Origin of the sequence: Propioniciclava sp. (assembly GCF_029977985.1) — a bacterium.
Taxonomy (GTDB): domain Bacteria; phylum Actinomycetota; class Actinomycetes; order Propionibacteriales; family Propionibacteriaceae; genus Propioniciclava.
Genome location: NZ_JARKOT010000257.1, coordinates 1 through 21,315 on the forward strand (window position 1 = coordinate 1; position 21,315 = coordinate 21,315).

Annotated in this window: 7 protein-coding genes and 1 pseudogene; all 8 read right to left on the reverse strand. The window is 70.1% G+C overall.

Features of this window, described 5'->3' with window-relative positions; genetic code table 11:
- Window positions 1-1,794, reverse strand: a 1,794-nt coding sequence (gene pglZ, locus Q1K57_RS13980) for a BREX-2 system phosphatase PglZ (protein ID WP_300083658.1), incomplete at its 3' end; no start/stop codon positions are given.
- Between the two features lie 8 nt (window positions 1,795-1,802).
- The gene (locus Q1K57_RS13985) at window positions 1,803-5,522 is read right to left on the reverse strand and encodes a hypothetical protein (protein WP_300083660.1); all 3,720 of its coding nucleotides are present in this window, start codon (window positions 5,520-5,522) and stop codon (window positions 1,803-1,805) included.
- A pseudogene (gene pglX / locus Q1K57_RS15805) lies at window positions 5,519-9,108 on the reverse strand (BREX-2 system adenine-specific DNA-methyltransferase PglX). Before pglX ends, Q1K57_RS13985 begins: the two are co-directional and overlap by 4 nt.
- Complete coding sequence (locus tag Q1K57_RS14000) at window positions 9,105-9,815, reverse strand: hypothetical protein (protein ID WP_300083664.1); 711 nt, start codon at window positions 9,813-9,815, stop codon at window positions 9,105-9,107. The pseudogene pglX and the gene Q1K57_RS14000 overlap by 4 nt, the downstream one beginning before the upstream one ends.
- A 116-nt stretch (window positions 9,816-9,931) precedes the next feature.
- The gene (gene pglW, locus Q1K57_RS14005; RefSeq protein ID WP_300083666.1) at window positions 9,932-13,264 is read right to left on the reverse strand and encodes a BREX system serine/threonine kinase PglW; all 3,333 of its coding nucleotides are present in this window, start codon (window positions 13,262-13,264) and stop codon (window positions 9,932-9,934) included.
- A gap of 59 nt (window positions 13,265-13,323) precedes the next feature.
- Window positions 13,324-18,009 carry a DEAD/DEAH box helicase gene (locus Q1K57_RS14010; RefSeq protein WP_300083668.1) on the reverse strand — a complete coding sequence of 1,562 codons (4,686 nt, stop codon included), beginning with the start codon at window positions 18,007-18,009 and terminating at the stop codon, window positions 13,324-13,326.
- Window positions 18,006-19,550, reverse strand: coding sequence for a hypothetical protein (locus Q1K57_RS14015; RefSeq protein ID WP_300083670.1), 1,545 nt, complete (start codon window positions 19,548-19,550; stop codon window positions 18,006-18,008). The genes Q1K57_RS14010 and Q1K57_RS14015 overlap by 4 nt, the downstream gene beginning before the upstream one ends.
- A partial coding sequence (locus Q1K57_RS14020; protein WP_300083672.1) for a hypothetical protein occupies window positions 19,525-21,315 on the reverse strand: 1,791 nt, incomplete at its 5' end. The genes Q1K57_RS14020 and Q1K57_RS14015, both read right to left, overlap by 26 nt.

Here is a 21,315-nt window from a genome sequence, read left to right on the forward strand (position 1 = left end):
CTTCGAGGGGTCGGCGATCGCCGTCTTGACCTCGTCCGACACCGCAAAGCCCGGACGCGACGTGTCCAGGATCCGCTTGTGGAACAGGGGCGACTCCCCAAGACCCAGCCCGGAGACGAGACGCTGGTAGCCGGCGAGCTCCGTGGCCTGCTGGCCGGTCGTGAGCGTCCCGCACAGCAGCGACGTCCGGCTCGCGTCGGTGATGGACGGCAGGACGGCCAGCGCGGCCCCGCGACGCTGCAGCCGGGGCAGGAGCGCCTCGGTCATCGCGACGTCGGTGCGCTGGTCGATGTCCGCCACCACCTCGGTGGCGACCCCGGTGCTCAGTCCGTCCAGCACCAGCAGCAGTGTCGGCTGCTTCCGCGCCACATCCGCGACCACGTCCGCCAGCACGTGCTCCAGCAGCCAGACGGGCGCGTCGGCGTCCCCCAGATTGCCCGCAACAGATGCCCCGCCGGACGTCTCGGCGAGTGCGCGCGCGAATTGCCGGTCGTGCTCGTCCCGCACGAGCCTCACCCGGGCCAGGACGTCCTCCAGCGCGGCAGCGACCCGCTCGTCGTCGACGCCCGCCGTCGCGTCGTTGACCGCCGAATCCACCCAGGCATCCACGTCGGCCTGCCGGCGAGCCAGAGCCGCCAACGCCCTCGGCGTTTCCTCGGACGCCGCTCCGGCCAACCACCTCACGAGGCGAACCGCAGCGAGAAGGGCCGGCACACTGGCCTCGAAGCCACGAAGCCGATGCTCGGCCACCAAAGCCCAGGCCGCCTCGATGGCGGGGAGCCGATCCGCGGGATCGCGGCGAAGCTCGTCGGCCAGTCGGCGCAGCCGCTGGACCAGACCGGACCTCAGCACGGCAGATCGGATCATCAGGGGTTCACCCTGTCCCTCGCGGGCGAACTCGTCCGCGCGCGCCAGCACGCGCGCAACCTCCTCGCGGCGAGCGTCGTCAGCCAGCAGGTCGCCCGCGACGGCGGTGGCTCCGGCGGCGAGAGCGCTCAGCGCACTGGGCGGCACAGCCCCCCAGCGGTGTTGCAGGCGGGCGATCACGAGGGCGGCGTCCGTGGTCGGGTCGGCGAGCAGCGGGTCGAGCACCAGGCCGAGTGGCAGAAGGTCGGAGACGGCGCCCCCCTCGACGAGCCGGGCCACCACGGGGGCGGCAGGCCCCGTCGACGCGGCGAACCACGCGAGCACGGCGTCCGTCAGCGCGTCGCCGGCCAGGCGCCGCAGATCCCCGATGCGCGCCGTTCCCGCCCGCTTCGTCGACCAGTCGAGGACGCCCAGGAGGTCGAGCGGTCCGTCGGGGACGTCCAGCCAACGTCGCGCCACCGCGCCGAAGGCGTGGTCGCGGCTCAGCAGCCCAGCCGGCGCCGGAGGCCACCCTTCCGGTGGGGTCGCTTCCAGCAGTCCAGCGGCGATGTCCCGGTGGCCGGGCCCGCCCGCAAGATGGGTGTCGATCCCGGTGGCAGCGAATCGCTGCTGGACGGCCTGCCACGCGTCCGGCGATCGAAGCCGCTGTCCGACCAGGTGGGCCAGCAGCCCGGCACCGAGGTCGTCATCACTGCGATCGGTCACGAGCACGAGCCAGCCGTCAGCGGGCCGCTCCGCCAGCGCCGCCCGCGCAGCCAGGGCCGACACACACGGCACGACCGCCACCGTCTGCCCGTCGTGTTGGAACGTTTGGGGCTCGACTCCTTGGGCGGTGGACCGGAATCCGAGGACGCCGTGGTCGTAGTTCTTCCTCTTGGCCTCGTCGATCAGGGCGCGCACCATCGCGGGTGTGACCGTCGTCGCCACGGCACCGCTCATTCCGTTCGCCATTCCACGGTCACCGGACGTCCGGCGTTTTGTGTCCGGAAGGCCTGCAAGTCCGCGGTCACCGCTTCCAGACCCTCCCCCGGACGCAGCGTCCGCTTGCCCCGCGGCAGCGGTGGCGGTGGTGGAGGCGGAGGCGGCGGTGGGGGCGGCGGCGTGACTACCTGATCACGCAGCCAGTCGAAGACCTCCCGGTCTGCACGTTGCATGGCCGGGGCGATGGCCTGGGTGAGCTCGTCGTCGTCCACGGCCGCCTCGAGCGCCCGAACGATCTCGGACGCCCTATCGGCCGGCCGCCCCTCGCCGCCGGCGGCTCGACGGAGTGGTTCCAGACGATCCCACTCGAACCTCTTCAGGACGCCGACCACCGCGTCCGCGGTGGTGAGCGACCGTCCCGCGCGGGCGGGCTCAGGGACGCTCGCCGTTGCGAGCGCCCGGATCAGCTCCACGCCGCCGAGCTGACGCAGCCGGTCGGCCAGGGAAGCCGTCGCCCGTGCCGTCGCCAGGCGCGCTGACTCTTGCCGATCCACGTGTCCCAGTCGCTGGCGCGTCTCCTCGAGCGCGGCCTGCAGCCGGTACGCGGGCTGGTGGCGATCTTGGGCGGCCGCCTTCACCTTCTCGGCGAACGACGCCACCTCCGCCGGTGTCAGGTAGGCGCCCGCGCTGACGCCGAACAGGAGCGCGGCCATCTCGGTGGCCGTCTTCCACTCTGCGGCCGAGGGCATCGGTTGCTCGCGCAGCTCCATCTCCGGGCGAAGCTCGCCCGGCGAGGGCGCCGCAATCGCCGCTCCGCGCAGGAACCAGGCGCGACGCCGCAGCGCCGCCCACGCCAGGATCACCAAGTCAGCGACCTCGGGCTTGAGCCCTCGCTTGGGCTCCAACGCGTCGATCCAGGACCGCGCCTCGGACACCGTGACCGGAGCCGACAGGTCGCCACCGCGGGCACCGAGTGCCCGCTCGAACGCCGGGCCCCACTCGTTGAAGCGATCGTCGCCCATCAGGAAGTGGGTCTCCGCAGCCCAGCCGACCCGCAGCGGGTTGGCGATCCGCCGCACGGCGTTGATGTCTCCCTCCAGCGGGACGCGCCCGTCCGGCGTGGCCAGCGCCCGACTCACATGGGCCAGCACGACGCCCAGCTCGCGTCGGGTGATCTCCTTGTCGGCGGGCTCGAAGTGAGGGTGCGCCGGGTAGTACGCATCGAACGCCTGTTGCACCAGCGACGCGAAGGCGCCGCCCAGCGTGGCCGCGACCGGCGGCTGGGGCGTGAACCACCGCACCAACGAGTTGATCACCCTGTCGTGCGCCGCATCGGTCTGGACGTCGTCGCTCCGCGTCGGCGAGGCCGCGTCGTACGCGACGCCGATCGCTCGCTCGAGCTCGTGCTTCAGCGTCGTGCGCTGCGACTCCAGGATGGCCCGCGCGATCCCCCGGTCGGCCTCCGACAGGTGGTCGGCATAGCCGGCGAACCGGTCGCCGCTGCCGTCCAGCAGCCAGTTCAGGATGACCAACCGTCGGACGTCCCGCATGCGCTCGCTCGAGAAGAACCGCGGGATCCAGACGAGCGTCCGCTCCTGCAGGTTGGACGCGATGAGTCGATCGACGCGTTCCACGTCCTCCACCGACGAGTGACCCTCGTCGTCAAACGGCACGTCGATCACGAACTTCCAGGCGCCGGCCGGTGCGCGGAAGTGGTCGTCGGTCAGCCAATTCGCGTCACGGACGTTGCCGAAGACCAGGTAGACCTCGCGGCCGGAACCACGCCACACGAAGCGGTGCCTTTGGGCCCCCAACATGTCGGGCGGATCGAGGGCCAAGGCGAGACTCTCGACGACCAGGGCCTTGATCAGTTCGCGGCGGCGTCCCTCATTGTCCTCACCGCGGGCGCGCTCGACGACCGACTCGTAGTCGACGTCCGACAGCACGACCCTGATCGTTGGATTCGCAGAGGCGGAGTCGGCCTTGATCTCCGGCACCGACTTCGACCACGTACTCACCTTGGCGGCCACCATCGTCACCTCGCCACCAGGCAGCATGGCCACGATCGACCCGTGGTTCAGCGACGCCAGGCGGGCGGCGTCCAGCCCCTTCAAGGCCGGAACGTGCGGCGCCACCGCCGACAGCAGCAGCGTCTTGGCCAGCCTCTCGTCCGCCGCGAGGCCGGCTGGACGCTCTGCGCCCGCCGCCAGCTCCTTCTCTGTCACCGGATAGGGCTTCAGCAGCAGCGGCCGGAGCTTCTCGGCGTACAGCTTTTCCGCCGACCGGAAGAGGGCAGCCACCTGGGCGTCGAGTGCCTGTCCGCTCTGTCCGGTGACGATGTAGTCGAAGGCGTCTCCGACGGGGATCACGTCTTCAACGGTCAGCGTGTCGCGCCGGTCGACCAGCATTTGCTGCATGACCTTGAGGGCGGTCCGCTCCCGCTGCATGACGGACGCCAGCGACCGCAGCGTCGACACCAGGGCAGGTGAGAACGGGTAGGTCAGCCGGAACGCCGTCTCGTCGGCCCCCCGGTGCTGGTCGTCCGAGTTGACGCCGTCGAGCAGGACGTCCCAGACGCCCGGGCTGCGGTCAATCCGCCGGAACGCGTCGTCGAGCACACGCGCCGCATCGGCGTCCTTGGGACGCAGCAGGCGCCGGTTGGCGACGTAGGCGAGGTTGTCGTCACCGAGCCGGAGCTGCGCAAACCGGCCCTCCTGGTGCCGGAACGCCTGGTCCAGAGCTTCCTGCTGGGCGCCGGACGCACCTGCGTCGGCGAACCAGCGACGCAGGTCGAGCTGCCGCGCCACGAACGACACCAACGGGATGGCCCGCGCCCCCAATCCGCCTTCGACCAGCTTCGAGAGCTTCTGGCTTTCCCGAGCGAACCAGGAGGCATCGCGCACCGCGAAGGCCAACCACAGAACGACCTCGTCGAGGAACAGCACGACGGCGTCGTACCCGAGCCCCTTGGCATGCTGGGAGATCGCCGCCAGCCCGGAGTCGAGGTCGACGAACTCGGCCTGCGTCGTGTACGAGGTGAAGTACGTGCCGGCCAGCGCACTCACCAGTTCCTGGCGCAGCTGCGAGCCCGGCGCTGCGGCCCGCGCCGCCTCGTAACGTTCAGGAGTCCAGGTACTGGCGCCCAAGAACGCGCCCCAGACGTCGTCGCCCCCGGTGGCGGCGCCCGCGTTCAGCCCGTCGAAGAACGCCACGTCGCCCTGGAGGTCGCGGAGGTGGTCGGCGTCGACGAGGATCTGGTCGGAGCGGTGCAGCGCCGGCAGTGAGCAGCCGGGGTGCAGGGCGCGGATCTGGTTCAGGTACCCCGAGAACAGCGCTTGTTCCATGGACTCTGCAGCCAGGAAGTGGAACGCCAGGGGCAGTACTCGCTTGCCCTGCAGCACCGGATCGTGCCGCGCCACGACCGGGCCCAGCAGGTCAAGCCCCCGCGCCTGGGGCACCTGCCGCAGCAGCGCGTACAGCACCGCCATGAAGTGGCTCTTGCCCGACCCGAACGAACCGGTGAGGAAGGCTCCGCGGCTCACACCTTGGCGCACGGCGTCCGCGACCAGGTTGAGCGCCCCGTCGAACGACTCGACCAGCGCAGGCGTCACCACGTAGTCGTCGAGCGTCCGCGCCAGGTGAGATTCCTCGACGCTGTCGGTGAGCCGCAACACATAGTCCTCGGCGCCGGCCTTCTCGGGGATGTCGATGACGTCCCTCAACAGCATGCTCATGCCTTCGCCCTTCTCCCCCGTGTGGCAGCCGGCGGACGCCAGGCCGCCAACTGCTCCAACGATCGGCCGACCTGCCGGGCCCGTTGTGCCAGCTCCTGCCCGGTGAACTCGGCCGGGCTCTGCCCGAACGCCGGGTCGACCTCGGCGTGCCACTGCTGGACCCACGGCTGCAACTCGGCCATGCCGGCCACCAGGGGGACCAGCACGTCGTCGGGCGCCCCGTCGGCCTCCCGTGCGGCGATGATCGTGGCCAGCGCCAAGGACTGCTGCGCGTGGTCCCAGCCCGCCCACCCCAGCAGGGCCGTCGGATCGGTGGCCCGGCCCGCGCCCGGGTACGCGATGAACCGCTCCTTCGGCACGTCAAGCTTCCCGCGCGCCGACCAGTACGACGGCTTCCGGAAGTCGGCCGACGTGTACTTCGGTGGCACCGGGATCGTCGCCGCGAACTTGTCGGCGCGCGCGTTCGCGGCCTTCTTCTCGGCCTCGGGCGCGTCCCCTGCGGGACGCATGGCGTCCTCCTGGCGCTGCAGCTCCCACGTGCGCTGCCAGTCGACGAACTTACGCAGCCCGGGGTCCTTCAGCCGGTACGCCGCCAGGTACGGGACGGCCTCCGGCTCCAGCAGGACGCCCAGCGCGTCGACCAGTCGAACGCCCTTACCGCGCCACAACTCGACCACCGACACGAACTCCGCGTCCCGGCCCAGCTCGTCGGCCAGCTGCGCCACCGACCGCGGCGACGGATGCCCCTGCCGCGAGAACCACAGCTCGCGGTTCTCGAGGCGGTCGAGCAGCCAGCCGCGCAGGGCCTTCTCTGCCTGCGTCTGGAATGGCTCGCTCGACCAACGCCGCTTGTACTCCGGCGCTTCCAGTAACCGGATCCCGGCCACCGACTCGATTGCGTCAATCCGACGCTGCACCAACTCGCGGTAGTCCTGGGGCCAGCGCGCGGGGAGGCCCGTGATCGGCCTCGAATCGTGCCGTCTGAACCAAGCCGTCCCAACGTGGCCTACGGCAACCTTTCGGGCCAACACAACTTCGAAAGCACGCTCCCCCAGCTGCACCTCTGGCGGCTCGCCCGAGTATGTCAGCGCCTCGTCCAGCAGCCCGTAGGATGCGTACGCCTCCCAGTCCAACTCCTCCTGCTGCGAGATCATCCGCCCCCGCAGGGATGACTGCGCCGCCTCGGCCTCCCGCAACAGGTCGGCCGTCGGGGTGGCTGTCTCGATCAGAGCCGACACCTGCCGGCCTGACAGGTCCTGGGCCAGCCCATCGAGGATGCGTGCCCGCTCCAGCGGCAAGTCCTTCGGAAGCGGGAACTCCTGCAGCGTGGTACCGGTGAACTCGTAGAAGCCCTCCCACATCTCGGTGCGAGACTCCTGATTGACGCCCCCAACGCCCTTGAAATGGCTGTTCTGCTTAAGCCAGAACACGCCGTCGACGAGTTCAGCACCCCCAGCAACCTCAGGTGATCATCCTCGGACGCCCCGGCTGGCAGCTTGATCACCGGCGCCGAGCGGTTGAAGACCTTCCCGCCGCGGTCCAACACGAAGTGGTTGTGCGTCGCCACGAACGCGAAGGTGATGACCCAGGGGTGTGCGCCGAGATCTTGGGGTAGTTGGTGCCACTCGTAGAAGGGACGCCCATCACTGAAATAGGTCCCTTTGGTGAAGGTCGCGCGATTCCCGAGGTCAGTCCGCGTACGCCACAGGTGCGCCGCCCAGCGAGGAAACTCGGCGAGCCGGCGCAGCTTGTGTCGTCCGGTATAGGGGAACCACGTCGGCCAGGTGTCACTGATACGGAAGTCACGCACGATGTCGCCGACGACTAGTTCGGCAGTCGCGGATGGCTCGAGACCCATGCGATGCGGCACGCCTGGGTACACCATCATCGCATCGTCATTGCCCATGATCCCGAAGACGCCGATGCGGTGCGTCTGCGGTGCGAGTGTCGCAGTGCGGTTTGCCTCCACGGTGGCGAGTGCCTCAACAGCCCCGCCCCCGGACAGGCTCCAGGGGTGGTGGGCGAGCGAAGCACGGTCGAGGTCGGCCACGTTGATCCATGCGTTGGCCGTCCCCGGGGCGTCAACGCCCTGCATAATTGCGGTCCAGACCTGTCCGAGGACCGGGTCCTCCGGCCGTCCGGGTTCACCGCGAACACCCAGCACGGCGCGCAGGGTCGCGCTCTCGGGTGACCGATTGCGGCCGACCAGGATGATGGTGGGTGTGCCGTGTCCTGGGATGTAGGCGCCGGAGGTGTCGACGACCAGCCGCAGGTCGAGGTGTGCGAGGAGGTTTTCGACCATGGGCACGCCAAACTCACGCTTCATAAACGCATTCGACGTGATCTGCCCGACCCAACCTGCCGGCTGGTCGCCTGACTGAGGCTTGGACAGCTTGAACAGCAACTCCATGAAGGGCGCCGTCAGTTGGTACTTGCCCTTGAGGTGGTTGTACCGCTCGCGGTAGGCAGCGTTGAGCTTGGCGTCCTTGACCGTGATGTAGGGCGGGTTGGCGACGACCGCGTCGTAAGTGCCCAACGCCAGCGCGGCTTCGAGTGCGCTGGCGTCCTCGGCGGAGAAGGCGAAACTCGCGTGCGGAACGAGCGACTGCTGGTGGGGGTCGTTGGCGAAGTAGAGCGAGTCGCCCGCCAGCAGGTGGATCTCAAAGTCGGGCGCGCCCTCGAACGAGCGGGCTCCGACGGCGTCCAGGGCAGCCAACAGCAGCCGAAACCGCGCGATAGCGATGGCGAAGGGATTAATATCGACGCCCCAGACTGAGTCCAGAGCCTTCTGCACGCGGACGCGGGGCTCCAGCCCCGGGGCGTGGCGGTGCCAACGGTCGAGGAGCCGCGTGAACGCGCCGAGCACGAAGTGGCCCGACCCGCACGCGGGGTCGATGAGCTTGAAGCCCTCCAGCGGCCGTTCGGCCAAGGCAGGCTCGAGGGTGCGGTCGAGGATGAACTCCTCGACGAAGTCGGGGGTCTGCAGCAGTGCGTAGGTCTTCTTGGCGTGCTCGGAGAGGTCCTGGTAGAGGTCACCGAGGAACCGCGTGTCGAGGGCCGGATCGGCAAAGTCGCGCACGAGTTCGCCACCTTCAGCGCGCTCGCGCCAGAAGGTAAGAAGGGCCGTGGAGGAGCGTCCGGACGGGGAGACGGTCCACAGCGCCGAGCGTTCGTCAACGAGCGCGGCGGTGGCGGGCGTCCGACGGAGGTGCTCGATTGCTTGGAGCAGCCACTCGCGGTGGGTGTCCTCCGGATGGGCGCGGAAGTAGGCGGCCTCGGCGTCCAGCGCCTCCTGCCGTCGGGCGGGCGGCCCGGAGATCCACACCGGTCGCAGGAGCGCGTTGTCCTCGCAGAACCGCACGAACACCGTCGTCAACACCCACGCGACCGCGGCCTGGGTGACCCGGTCGTCCCGCCAGGCCTGCCACGTGCTAGCAGTGCGTTCCGCGGCCGCCGCGCGCCGGTGCTCGTCCTGCCAGGCCGCCAGCACCTCCGACTGGGACTGGACCCGCTCACGCAGGTCATCCTCCAGCCGCAGCACCAGCGCCTTCAGGTCGGCGACGAGAGCAGCAGACTGCACGGTCATGCGGTGCTTCCTTCCAGGGTGCGGCGGGCGTCGAGCCAGTCGCGATCAACGCGGACGAACTGACCGGGGGCGGCCAAGGGCAGCGGGCGGCCATCGACGACGGCACCGTGGTTCGCGTGCAGTTGCGGCACCACCAGCCACAGCGCGCGCGGACGCGACGTGGCCAGGTCGAGCCACGGCCCCAGGATCGGCTTCACGGCGTCGTAGCGCGCGAGCAGCGCCGGCTCGGTCAGCACCAGCGGTGCGTCGCCGGGCACGGCGAGGGCTGCGGCGATGGCGTCCGTGACCGCCGGCAGGGCTGCGGTGACGAGGCTCCGCAGCCCCTGCCCGGGGCGGCTCGCGGTGGGTTCGGCGTCCGCGTTGAGGGCGGCCAGCCAGGGCAGGCCACGTGCGACGGCCAGCCGCCGCATGGCGTCGATGAGGGTCTCGGAGAGGTCGATCACCTCTGCGCCGTACGACTCGACCAGCACTCCGGGGGCGTGGTCCACGTGTGTGGCCGGCACGCCCAGCACCAGGAAGGAGCGCTTGGCGCGGCTCTCGGCGAGCCGGTGCGCAACCGCCCCATGGAGCGCGACTTCGGCCGGATCAGGGGCAAGGACGGTGACGTGCCGGGTGGCGAGGCCGGTGGTATCGCGCGCTGCCAGTATCGGGCGGTAGCGGCGGGGCGGCCCCTCGTCCCAGATGAGCCCGACGTTGGCGTCCTCCACGATCCGGTCGAGGTTGGGGCGCTCGGGCAGCGGCGGCAGTGCGGGGAAGCGCGCGCGGACCCGATCGCGGATCTCGGCGGGGTCGAGGCTCTGGCCGGCGGCGACTGCCGGCAGCGTCAGCGCGAGGGCCCGGGCCGGAGCGAGGTCGTGGCGGCGAGCTGGACCAAGCGGGCCGCGTCCCGAAGTGGTTCGGGCACGACCGCGCGTCCGAGCACGCTGATCAGCGCCTCACCCGCGCGGGCCTCCGGGACAAGCGCGTCGTGGCCGTCACCGTTGACGCCGGCGATCAGCCGATCGGCGGCCTGCCCCAAGGACTCCGCAACGTCGAGCAGGATCGGGACGTCGGCGATCAGCAGGGGCTGTCCCTCGCGGCGGCGGGTCGTCCAGCCGGGGTCGCCGCCTCCGCGGGCGACCGCGCGGTCACGGTCGACCGTCAGTCGCAGCAGTCCCTCGACGACCCTCGACTCGTCCTCACTGGCGTCCGGGAACTCCCCCACCAGGAACGTCGTGAGCTCCTGTGCGGTCGCCACCCCGCCCAGTTCGGTCAACCGCGTGGACACCTTGTCGTGGAGCTCCTTGAGGGTGGCCAAGGTGCCGGCGTCCTCGGCCCACGCCTCCTGGAGATCGGCCAGTAGCTGGTTGGCCCTGGCTGCTGTCACAGGCTCGGCGAGGGACGCAGCCAGCAAGCCTTGGGTGGCGAAGGCATCCGCGGTGCCGACGATCCCCAGGATGTGTGAGACCAGCGAGGCGCGGGTGGTGTTGCGGCCGGCGCGAGCCACGGCGAGCAGTTGCTCCGCGATGTCCTGCGGACCGGGTTGGGTGTCGGGTCGCACCGGCTTCCACGAACCTGGACGCTTCGGTGCGCCGAGCCGCCTGCGCCACTCGGCGGCCCGTTGCTTGATCTGCCGACGGGTGGCCTCGGCCGTGCCGCTGAGGCGGCTCAGCCGCGCGGGGTCGATGGCGAGCAGATCGCCCACGGTCCGGACGCCAAAGGGCTCCAGCGCCGACAGGGCACGCGCCGACAGCCCCGACCGCACGAGCGGGGTCTCGACGGTGGCCGCGGCGGCCAGGTCGTCGGCGTCCTCGGTCACGGTCGTGACGGTGGCCGCGAAGCATTCCTTCCAGGCTCGGAGCATGTCGGCAGCCGTGTCGTGCCTGCGCTTGGCGTCGCTGGCAAGGGCGCATCGGAAGAAGGGCACCAGGCGGGGGCCCACCGCGGGGTCGAAGTCGGACCGCTCGATCGCGGCCTCTTCCTTCAAGACCGCAGGGTCGGACAGGCCGTCCCCGTAGACCGGGGTGTGACCGGTGGCCATCTCGAACAGGACCACCGCCGCGGAGTAGCGCTCGGCGGCCGAGTCGAACCGATCGCGCTTGCCGCCGAGGAAGGGGTCGAGGTAGGGCGGGGTGCCGGCCTGCGTGGCAGACGCCGCCGCCTTGCTCAGGGAGAAGTCGAACAGCACCAGGTGCTTCTCACGGTTACCCCGGTTCTCGAGCACGCCCAGATTGGACGGCTTGATGTCGCGGTGGTCGACGCCGGCCCGGTCAAGCGCCACCAGGGCCTCGAGGAGGTCGTTGCCCCAGCGTTCGAGCAGGTCGAGCGAGAGGCGAGGACGCTGCCGCAGGACCGTCGCCAGGGTGTCCGTCCCGGCGTTGCTCAGCAGCAACGACTGCCGCCCGTCCACCAGCATCGGGCCCTCGATCAGCCCGACGAGCCGGGGAGAGCGCAGCTTGGCCAGCACATCGGCCTCGTCGGCGAGCCGGGCCGCGGCACGGTCGTCCAGGGCCACCTTGAGGACACGCTCCGGTTGCCCCTCGGCCGCGGTGTCCGAGACCAGGAGTCCCACGGCGGTCGAGCCGGCACCCAGACGACGACGCAGCGTGAACCGCCCGGCGAGCAGGGCGCCCGGTGCGGCGTCCAGCGGATCGCCCGCCTCGGGGTCCGGCGTCTCGGAGGCGTCCAGATCGGCGAGGAACGCGGGAACGTCCGCCGTCCGGTCGCTGACGCGCGGGCGCGTGGCCTTGAGGACCGCTTCCCGCAGGGCCGGCGACACCTCCGGTCGTTCGATCGAGAGGTCCAGACCACTCTGGCGGCCGAGCCGTTCACGCAGTTCCACAGCCGTCCGGACTGCGGGAGCGCCAGCGAGCACGTAGAACGTCAGCGCACCCAGCCCGAACACGTCGAGGCGGACGCGATCCGTGGCCCGCCCGAAGGCCGCCTCGGGAGCGGCGAACCCCTCCTGGAGCCAGCGCTCCCCGTCGGGGGTGGGCGTGGCGGCGTCCGTGCCGAAGAGGGCGGTAACCCCGGCGGTCGGCGTCCCGGCGGCGGCGACCGCGCCCACGCTCTGCCAGTCGCCCACGACGACGCGGAGGCGTCCGCTCTTGTCCGACACGAGGACGGCACGCGGCGAGAGGCCGCGGTGCACCAGCCGGTTGCTGTGCGCGTAGGCCAGTGCGTCCCCGACCTGACGGACGATCGCCAGCTGGGTTTCGAGCGGGACGCCACCCGGCCGGTCGGCCAGCCACAGGTCGAGGGGTTGCTGGTCGGGGTCGTAGGGGTACACGAGCCCGATGCCGAGGTCGCACTCGACCAGATCGTCGGGCCGCAGCACGCCTTGATGGGTGAGGCGCCGCAGCGTCCGGTACTCGTGCTCCGCCAGCTGGCGGACGCGATGGCGCTCGGCCGCAGACGCACCGCTGGGCAGCGTCTGGAAGCGGATGCGGCGACGTTCGGTCTGGCTGACCTTGTGGGTGGCGAGCCAGTCCTGCCAGCCGTCCCCCTCGGCGATCGCACCGCCCTCCAGTACCCAGCTGCCGGCCTCACGCTCGCGTCGCTGCACCAGGCCGATGCGGGCGAGCAGTGCCACGAGGATGGCCTCGGTGTTGGGGCCGATCGGCCTGCGCGGCCCGCTGGGGCGCGTGAGGAGGGTTGAGATGCCCGGTAGCCCCGACGGGGTCTCGAAACCGTCGAGCCCGTGGAGGTCGCGTTTGGCGCTTTCGGGGAGGTCGACGCGGACGCGTTCGTGGTGCAGGAAGACGGACTCCTGGACCCATGGGATGACCTCATTGGCCGGAGCAGCGCCGGCGATTCGCTTCTCGCGCACCCAAGCCAGGTACTCGTCCTTCAGCTTGGAAGCGAAGTACTGCGCCTTGCGGCGGGCGAGCTTGAGCGGCGAATCCTCCGCACGGTGCCCGTCGCGCAGCCACGTGAGGTCGTTGCCGCGGATGGTGCCCGAGTAGTACTTCAGCTCGACAAGGTGGAAGCCGTCACGCCCCAGCACCAGCAAGTCGATCTCGTGCCACCGCCCGTGCGCGTCGCGGAACTCGAAGTTCGACCAGGCACGATAGGGAGTCTCGTCCGGCAACAGGTGACGGACGAGGTCGAGACCATCTGCCTCATGGGCAAACTGGGAACTCGTGACCTCGACCCAACGTCCGGAGTCGCCAGTCATTCCACCCCCTTGTCACCAGCCTGTGGATTGTCACCCTACCGGGGCCCAGCCGCGCGCCCTCAAACCGACGCAGCCCTGGGTCGCACGCCGAGTGAGGTAAGCAGTTCGGCTGCTGCCCCGCGCGAGAGGATCTCGTGGTCGCGCTGGTTGCGGTAGCCACGCAGGCAGCCGTAGCAGGACGTCTCCGGCCCACATTCGCACTCAGTCACCCGCCGCAGGGCGGCCCCGAGGACGTCCTCCAGCCTCTCCTCGATCCGCAGCACATTCCCTCCGCCACCCGGCACCGTGTCGAACAGAACCAGCGACTTCGTGACCGGGCCGGTGGGCGACAAGGTGCCGCCGATGTCGTCTCGGGAGATCTGCAGGGTCTCCGACGCCGCCTCGAGCAAGGCGTACAGCACGGACTTCCAGGCGGCTTCCTCCCGGAAGATCTTGTTCGGCCTGACGTCCAGCCAGAGCAGATCGGTCTCGTACGGATGAGCGAGGTCGACCAAGTCCAGTGGTCCCGTGCAGTCGTGCCCCGCCCTCAGAAGGTGCTGATGCTTGGTCGGACGCCGACCCCCGACGTTGATCAGGGCCGTGCCCCAGCCGCACCACCGACAGACCAGGTAGCCACGCTCGGAAGGCCCGTCGGCGATGGAGATGAGGCGGCCTCGGGGACCCACGAACGCCTTGATGGTTCCCCCGGGGAGTTCGAACGAGCGCGTGCGGGAGACGTCCGAGAGTTTGACCACGTGCGTGGCGCCGCCCCAGGCGCCGCGGGGTGGCCGGGCTCCGGGTCGTTTCGGGTCGGGCGCCGCCACGAAGCCGAACTCGGGGATGATCAGCTTCCGTGCGGCCGCGGCGGCCACGTCGCCGCAGGTTGGGCACTGCGGCTCGACATCGCCGAAGGACTCTGTGTACTGACCGCACCGCCGGCAGACGCGGTAGTTCAGCTCGACGAGCTGCTTCCCGGGGAGCCGGTAGATGCCGCGGGACGTCCACTCCAAGCCGCCCGCGACCAACGACGCGTCCGGCGCGTACTCGTGGATCGCCTGTGACAGGTCCCGCGACAGGTCGAGCTTCGCCCCGAGGAAGTGCTCGGCAGTGCTGAAGTCGGTCCGCAGCTCCACCGAATCGACCGGGAAGCCGTACTTGGGAATCACGTTGTGGTTGGCGAGGTGGCCCAAGAGCTCGCGGCCGAGGATCGTGTTCAGGACGCCCTCGTAGCGGTCGGCGAGTTTGAAGTTGCGGGCGGCCACCGCCTCGTCCTGGATGCCCCGCAGCGTGGAGACGTCCGCCGCCAGCTCCTGCCGCACTTCCTCCAGTAGTTCGAGCAGCACCGGCACCCATTCGCCGCCGTCGACGCCGATGGTGTTCTGGACGGCCACCGGCAAGACGCGTCGGAGGGAAGCCTGCACGTCGGCAGGGACGGGGTCCAGGAAGGTTCGGACGGCCGCGACCGGTGGTTCGCCCACCCCGTCGCCGATGAAGAACTCGCCTGCCTTCCGGGAGATGCCGTGGACGTGCTCCAGGTACCACCGGAAGAACGCCGCGAGCGCAACGGAGTGGGCGTGTCGTCTGTCGATGCGGTCGTTGTCGAGAGGCACGTAGGGAGCACGGATGCGACCCGTCATCATCGCTTCTGGAGCGGCGAACTGGGTCAGATCGTGCGACCGTCGCTGTGCGTACGTGACCACCAGGGCGGCGGCGCCGGCGCGACGTCCGGCTCGCCCCGCACGCTGGACGTAGTTGGCGGTGGTGGGCGGCATGTTCCGCAACATCACCGACTGCAGCTCGCCGACGTCGACCCCGAGTTCGAACGTGGTCGAACACGACAGTGCGTTGATCTCGCCCCGGATGAAGTCCTGCTGGATGCGGGCCGCCTCAGTGTTGCGCCACTGCGCGGTGTGCTCGCTGGCCGCCAGCGGGACTGGGAGCATCGACCGGTAGATGGCCCTGTAGTGATCGCGGTCGACGTCCGCCGGCGGGGGGACGAGAGGGAGCAATTCCCCGGAGCACCCCAACGCCGGGCAGACTCCCGCCACGGACACCGGAGCCACGCGCTGACACGTCGAGCACTGATACACGGGGGTGTGGGCGCCCACCAGCGCAAACCGGAGCATGCGGTGATCGACCTGGCTGACGGCACCCAACCCCTTTCTGGTGCTGGAGGCCAACCAGTCGACCTCGGTGCCCGCGTCGGTGAGGAAACGCCAGACACCGTTCAGCAGGCCGCCGGGATCAGCGTTACTTCGGAGCGCTGCCAGCACGCGGGTCGCGTAGTCGACGCGACGGTTGCTTCCGCGCCCGGGGAGCCATGAGAGCACCTTTCTCTTGGGCTCCGGCCCGCTGAGGCGTGCGTAGATGGGCCCGAGCCGTGGGGCGAAGATGTCGTGGTTGGGCGGGACGTCGTCGGGCATCGTCACAGCGCCTTGGAGCCTCAGGGTTCGGACCAGCTCCGCGACGAAGTCCCACGCCTGGTCGGGGGTGAGGCCCAGCCGCAGGAGTGGCTCCGGGGGCTTCCAGCCGGGCTCGCGTCGCAGGGTGACGCGCACGAGTCCGACGCCCTCTAGGGACTGTCGATCGTCCATGCTCACGGCCTCGGCCATGATCCACGGGGCGATCACCCGCTCCTGTTCCGCGGCGGACATGCCGCGCCTGAACACCTGCACCGCATCCGCGCTGCGCCGGACATGGAACCGGGCGTCCGGAACGTTCACTTCCGTCGTGGCGGCACCAGCCGACTCCAGCCCCTGGATGACCAGGCGCCGGCGCTGAAGCCGACCGTACGAATCCTCCAGGTACGGCGCGAAGTAGGCGGCCGCCTGCAGGCTGTCGCTGAACATGAGCAGCTTGCGGCCTTCGCCGGGCCGACCTACATCCCGAGGGTCGTCGCTGGCGGGCAGGCTCTGGTAGAGGGAGGTCGTGATGACTGCACCCGCGGCGTCCGCGCCGGTCTCGAAGGCACGGACGGTGCCGGCTCCGCGGGCCCCGCACACCAGGCAACCGAGAAGCTCCTGGCCATGCTGCTTGAGCTTGCGAACCCGCCGGAGTGCCGAGTTGCCGCAGTCGGGATCGGCGCAGCGGGTGGCGTCCGCCGTGGTGAGCACGCCGCACTGGGTGCACAGCTTCGCCTCGGCACCGTCCACGGCGCCACCGTCGTCAGCCACGGCCTCCTCATCCTCGTCGACCCGATCTAGGCTGTCGTCCAGAACCAGCCACGAGGTGGGGGCGTCCGCCTTGCGGGGGCCGAGCCGCAGTCGCCCATCGCGCGACTCCAGGACGCCCAGCAGGTGGACCGCGCCGCAACGCTTGCAGGCGCCCAACTCGAAGACCGGAGCAGCGCAGTCACGGCACAGCTCGTGCCGGGCGAGATGCACGTGGGGCCCGGACGACGAGAGGCAGGTGAACGCCCCCTCCGTGGCGCGCAGGAACAGGTGGTACCGGGCAGACAGCGCGGACGAGCTGTCCGGCCCTCTCACCGCGCTGGCGACGGCCACCAGGGCGACGAGCCCCTCCCGCCGACGAGAGTCATCAGGGAACACGCGTGCCGGCAATGTGTCGAAGGGCTGAGGTCCGTCACTCAGCAGTCGCTTGAGCCGAACGAGGCTGTTCTCGTGGGCCAGGGCCGAGCGCGCATCCGGCGCCGTGAAGCCGTGGCTGCTTGCCAGGGCCAGAACCTCGGCGTCGGGGGCAGGGCTCTGTGCCAATCGGAGGTAGTCCTCGGCGGTCAACGGACCCCAGAACGGCCCTGGCGGAACCTGGAGGCGCTCGGCGGTGATCAGGTCCTGTCGCGCCGGGTCGTCGGGCACCCACTCGAAGGGCACTCCGAAGAGACGCGAGGCGAACTCGGTGACCGACGACGGGTCAGTATCAGCGCCCACTGTGGCCGAGGTGGTGATGCACTGCAGCGGCCGGTCAGGTGCCACGCGATCGCGCAGGCGACGCACGAGCATGGCGATCTCGGCGCCCTGGGTTCCGTCGTAGACGTGGGCCTCGTCGATCACCAGAAAGCGCCAGGTCGCGTCACCGTCGCTCGGGAACAGGCCCATGTCCTGCGGGCGGAGCAGCAGGTACTCCAGCATCGCGTAGTTGGTCAGCAGCAGGTTGGGCGGCGTCTTGCGCATCTCCTCGCGGCTGAGCAACTCGTTGCGAAGGAGGCGTTCGCCGGGGTTGAGCTCCTCGAAACGGTCCTTTGCCCGGCGCGGGTCGTTCTCGGTGTCGCCGGTGTACCGGCCGAAGGTGATGTGCGGGGTGTCGGCGAGGATCGACCGAAGCCGCTTCATCTGGTCATTGGCCAAGGCATTCATCGGGTAGAGCAGCAACGCCCGCACGCCAGGACCCAGGGTGCCCCGCTCGTGTTCAGCGGCCAGGCTGTCGAGGATCGGCATGAGGAATGACTCGGTCTTGCCTGACCCCGTGCCGGTGGCAACCACGACGTTGCGTCCTTCCCGGACCTTCCTGATGGCCGCCTCCTGGTGCCGATACAGGGGTCTGTCAAGCGGCAGCGCAGGGCTGGCCAAGCCGGTGAAGGCGGCGCAGAGCACGCCAGTGTCGACGAGTTCGCGGATGCTGCACCCGGTCGCATAGGGCGGCGTGGCCTCCAGGTAGGGCCCCTTGTCGAGCAGTGGCGAGGAGTCAATGGCGCTGGTCAGCGCTGTGGCGATCTTCGGGTCGCGGGCAGCTATGAGCGAGCCCAGGTACCTGCGGTAGGACGCCTTGATGTCCGCGGAGGTCCTCACGGGATCGAGGTGCTCGGTCACTTGTCCTCCTCGCTCGCGCTCGACAGCGCGGCGGCTTGCAGCAGTTCTGCCACGATCAGGTCGATCGTGACGAGGTCCGGCGCGATGCGCGCCAGATCGGTCCAGAGCCGCCCTTGCCGGGCCACCCACTGGTGCGCCTTGGCGTCGCCGCGCGCAGCTCGTCGTGCGACCCAGGCGAGGCCCAGCGACAGGGCCGGATAGGACCGCCACCCATCCGACCGGGTGGGATGGCAGCGGGCCGCGACGGCGTCCACCCCTGCCGAGTCCCCCACAGCCTTGAGGTACGCGCGGAGCTGCTGGAGGCACCCGGCGCCCTTGGTGCGAAGCCGTTCGGATGCGTCGTGCCGTCGATCCAGCAGGTTCAGAGACGCCTGCACTCGCGTGTCGCCGTCGATCAGGCCTTGGGGGACCAGCCCGAGAAGATGCCGAAACTCCAGTTGCGCATCCGGGTCCAACGCGAGATACCGCTCAGCGGTGGAGTCGTAGCGTCCAAAAACCGACCACGGGTCGCTCCCACGCACGAGGCTGTCCATACCGTCGCCGCACACCATCCGTGCGTCGGCAACGGCGTCCGAGCCCCGCTTGACGTCTTCGACCAGTCCGGGAGCGGTGAGGAGCGCCACTGGCAACGCTCCGGCGCGGGTCCAAGCCACTCTGGCCCTGGAGGACAGGGCTGTGGGCGTCCAGGCGAGCCCGGAACGGATGAGCGCTTCGGGCACCCGGTCGGCTTCGATGCCGCTCTCTTCAAGGGCAAGGAGTGAGGAGACCGGGTCGTCGGTGAGGACATCGCGGCAGGCCTTCGACACCTCGGCGAATCGCTCGCTCGCCACCCCGAGCCACGGCAGCCGGGCGGCAACCGCCCAGACCATCGCGAGGTCGGCGAGATCGGTGGGGAAGAAGTCCTCGTCTGCCAACCACTGAGACAGCTGCGTTTCCTCGGCGTCCTCGCTGATCAGCCAACCGGGCGCGTCGAGCAGCCGGGCGGTCCCGGGGGCCGGCCATGCCGGGACCGACGCCGGAGCCCACGGATCGTCGACCCGGACGGTCACGACGACAGGCCCCGCGTTGCGCAGCCCCTCCGGAAGCTCGGCCTTTCCCTGTCGGACCTCGAGTCGCGTCCCGCCTCGCCACGGTGCGAAAGCCGGGTAGACCAGCGCGACGAGTCCCTCGACATCGACGCTGTCGATGAGCTCAAGGGTGCCCTCGGTCAGCTCGATACCTGAATACAGCCTGCGGGGGGTCACCTGGGCCACGACGAGGGAGCCTGCTTCGTCCAACGACAGCCGTGCGCGTGGATGGGCGGCCAGCGTGTCGCCCACCTGCGCAAGGTTGAAGCGGTAGACGCCGTGGCGGCTGCCACCGAGGGGCACAAGCTCCTGGACGCATCGGTCACCCACCAGGGTGTGCAGGGTCGGCTCACCCACCGCGTCCAGATCGATCGTCAGCGTTCCCCCCACCTCGCGAACGTCCTCGGCATGCAACGGCACCGCCCGGATGCCCGCCGTCGTCGAGCGTTCACTCGACTGGTAAGACATCGACATGTGAGCAGGTCGCACCAAGGCTCGGAGGAGGGTGTCGCGGGCAGTCAACGTGACCATCCGCTCGGTTTGGTCTTCCGCGAGGTTGAACGACGACAGCTCTGCTCCGACGCCCGGGGGGGAGGCTGAGACGGATGGTCGCGGGTACCAGGCCATCGGGGCTGATCCGACGCCACGAGGGCTGAGAGTCCACGCGCACGCCTTCGGCCAGCACCAGGTCGCGAGAGGCCCCCCGCCCCCAGGGACCGCGCACCCGGATTCGGTACGTGCCCAAGAGCGGTCGCGGAACACCTGACCACAGTCCCTCGCCGAGGTCGTCACCGGACAGAAGCGTTCGGTTCTCAACGAGCACCCGCCCAACACCGTCAGTGATCGTCAGGGACCAACTGCTGTCCGATCTGGAAGCGGATGGCAGCTCGATTTGAGGCACCTGCTCAAAGACGGGGCCCCCGCCGTACAGGAGGCCCGGGATCGGCTCCCCAGGGGTGATCCGCACAGACGCAACCCTGCGCACGCTGCGGGGACGTTCAGATCTGGAGGATCGGACCATACTGGCGCCGGAGAGGTCAAGGAGTCGCAGGGTCCAGCCGCCCCAGCCCGGCGGAAGTGCGCCCTCGGCCAGGACCACCGACTCGCCGACGACCGCGAGGTCGTCGGGCCCGCCAGGAAAGAGCAACCACACCGGGGCTCCGGGCAGGGGCAGCCCCGGGAGGAGCTGCCGGCCCTCCTCGGCGAAAGCGAGGAGAGGATCCTTGTCGTCGACCACCGGCACCGTCATCGTGAGGTCGGGACGTCGCAGCAGGGCAGCCGTCGCCGCCCGGACTGGGCCGATGACGGGCACGTCGGTCGGCGGGGCGGGCTCGCCCGGCCACGCCGCCTCGCTGCGCACGAGTTCCGACTGGGTACCGATCGTCACCGTCCACAGGGCCTGCCCGACCTCGTCAACGGAGGGCAGCCTGAGGAGCGGTCCGCGACCGTAGGGATCGAGCACCAAGACCGGCCGGTCCGCCTGTTGGCGGTCCCACCGACGAGCGCCCCGACCCTCGGTGATCTCACCGGCCTGTCGGAGCGCGACCGCCGCGAGGCGGAACCGTTCCGGCAGGGGCACTTCCTCGCCCGTGCCACCAGCCGCGACGACATCGAGCAGCTCGAACACGCGGTCGCTGACGTCGACGGCGAAGTCACCGCCGTAGCGGAGGAACCGCTCCACCGGCTTGTCGACGTTGAACAACTTGCCCTCTGCGGCCTTGTTCGCCGCCCACGCCACGAACGCGTCCGGGGTGAGGGTTGGGTCCTTGGTGCGGCGTTCGTCGACGAGCCTGAAGTAGTCGCCCAGGCAGTAGGTGGGTATCCCGGAGTGCAGGAGAATCGGCCCGACGAAGCGGGCTCCAGGATCCTCAATATCGTGGAAGTCGGGAAGGCCCAGCGCCCGGAGGTTGTCCAAGAACGCGGTCCCCCACTCCTGCTGAAAGCTCTGGCCGCTGTCGATACCGAGGATGCCAGTCAGCTTCGGCCAGAAGGTGCCGTGAGAGTAATGCTCGGCAGCGACGCTCACTGTCGACATCACCTGAACTGCTGGCCAGCGGCGCAACAACCAGTTGCGATGCAGCGGTTGCGCCTCGCGGTACTTGCGTCCAATGATCTGAAGCGCCTGCGCAGCGTGCTCGGCCTTGGCCAGATCTTCAGCGACCAACGACACCAGCCCCAGCCGGCGCTCCCACGAGGCCTGCCGCACGCGCAGCAACTCAGTCGCCGTGACGACAGGCCG

Bases quoted from the DNA above. Each gene is read 5' to 3' on its own strand.
- Q1K57_RS13985 (WP_300083660.1), bottom strand. From the start codon at position 5,522: ATGAGCATGCTGTTGAGGGACGTCATCGACATCCCCGAGAAGGCCGGC.
- pglW (WP_300083666.1), bottom strand. From the start codon at position 13,264: ATGACTGGCGACTCCGGACGTTGGGTCGAGGTCACGAGTTCCCAGTTT.
- Q1K57_RS14015 (WP_300083670.1), bottom strand. From the start codon at position 19,550: ATGTCGATGTCTTACCAGTCGAGTGAACGCTCGACGACGGCGGGCATC.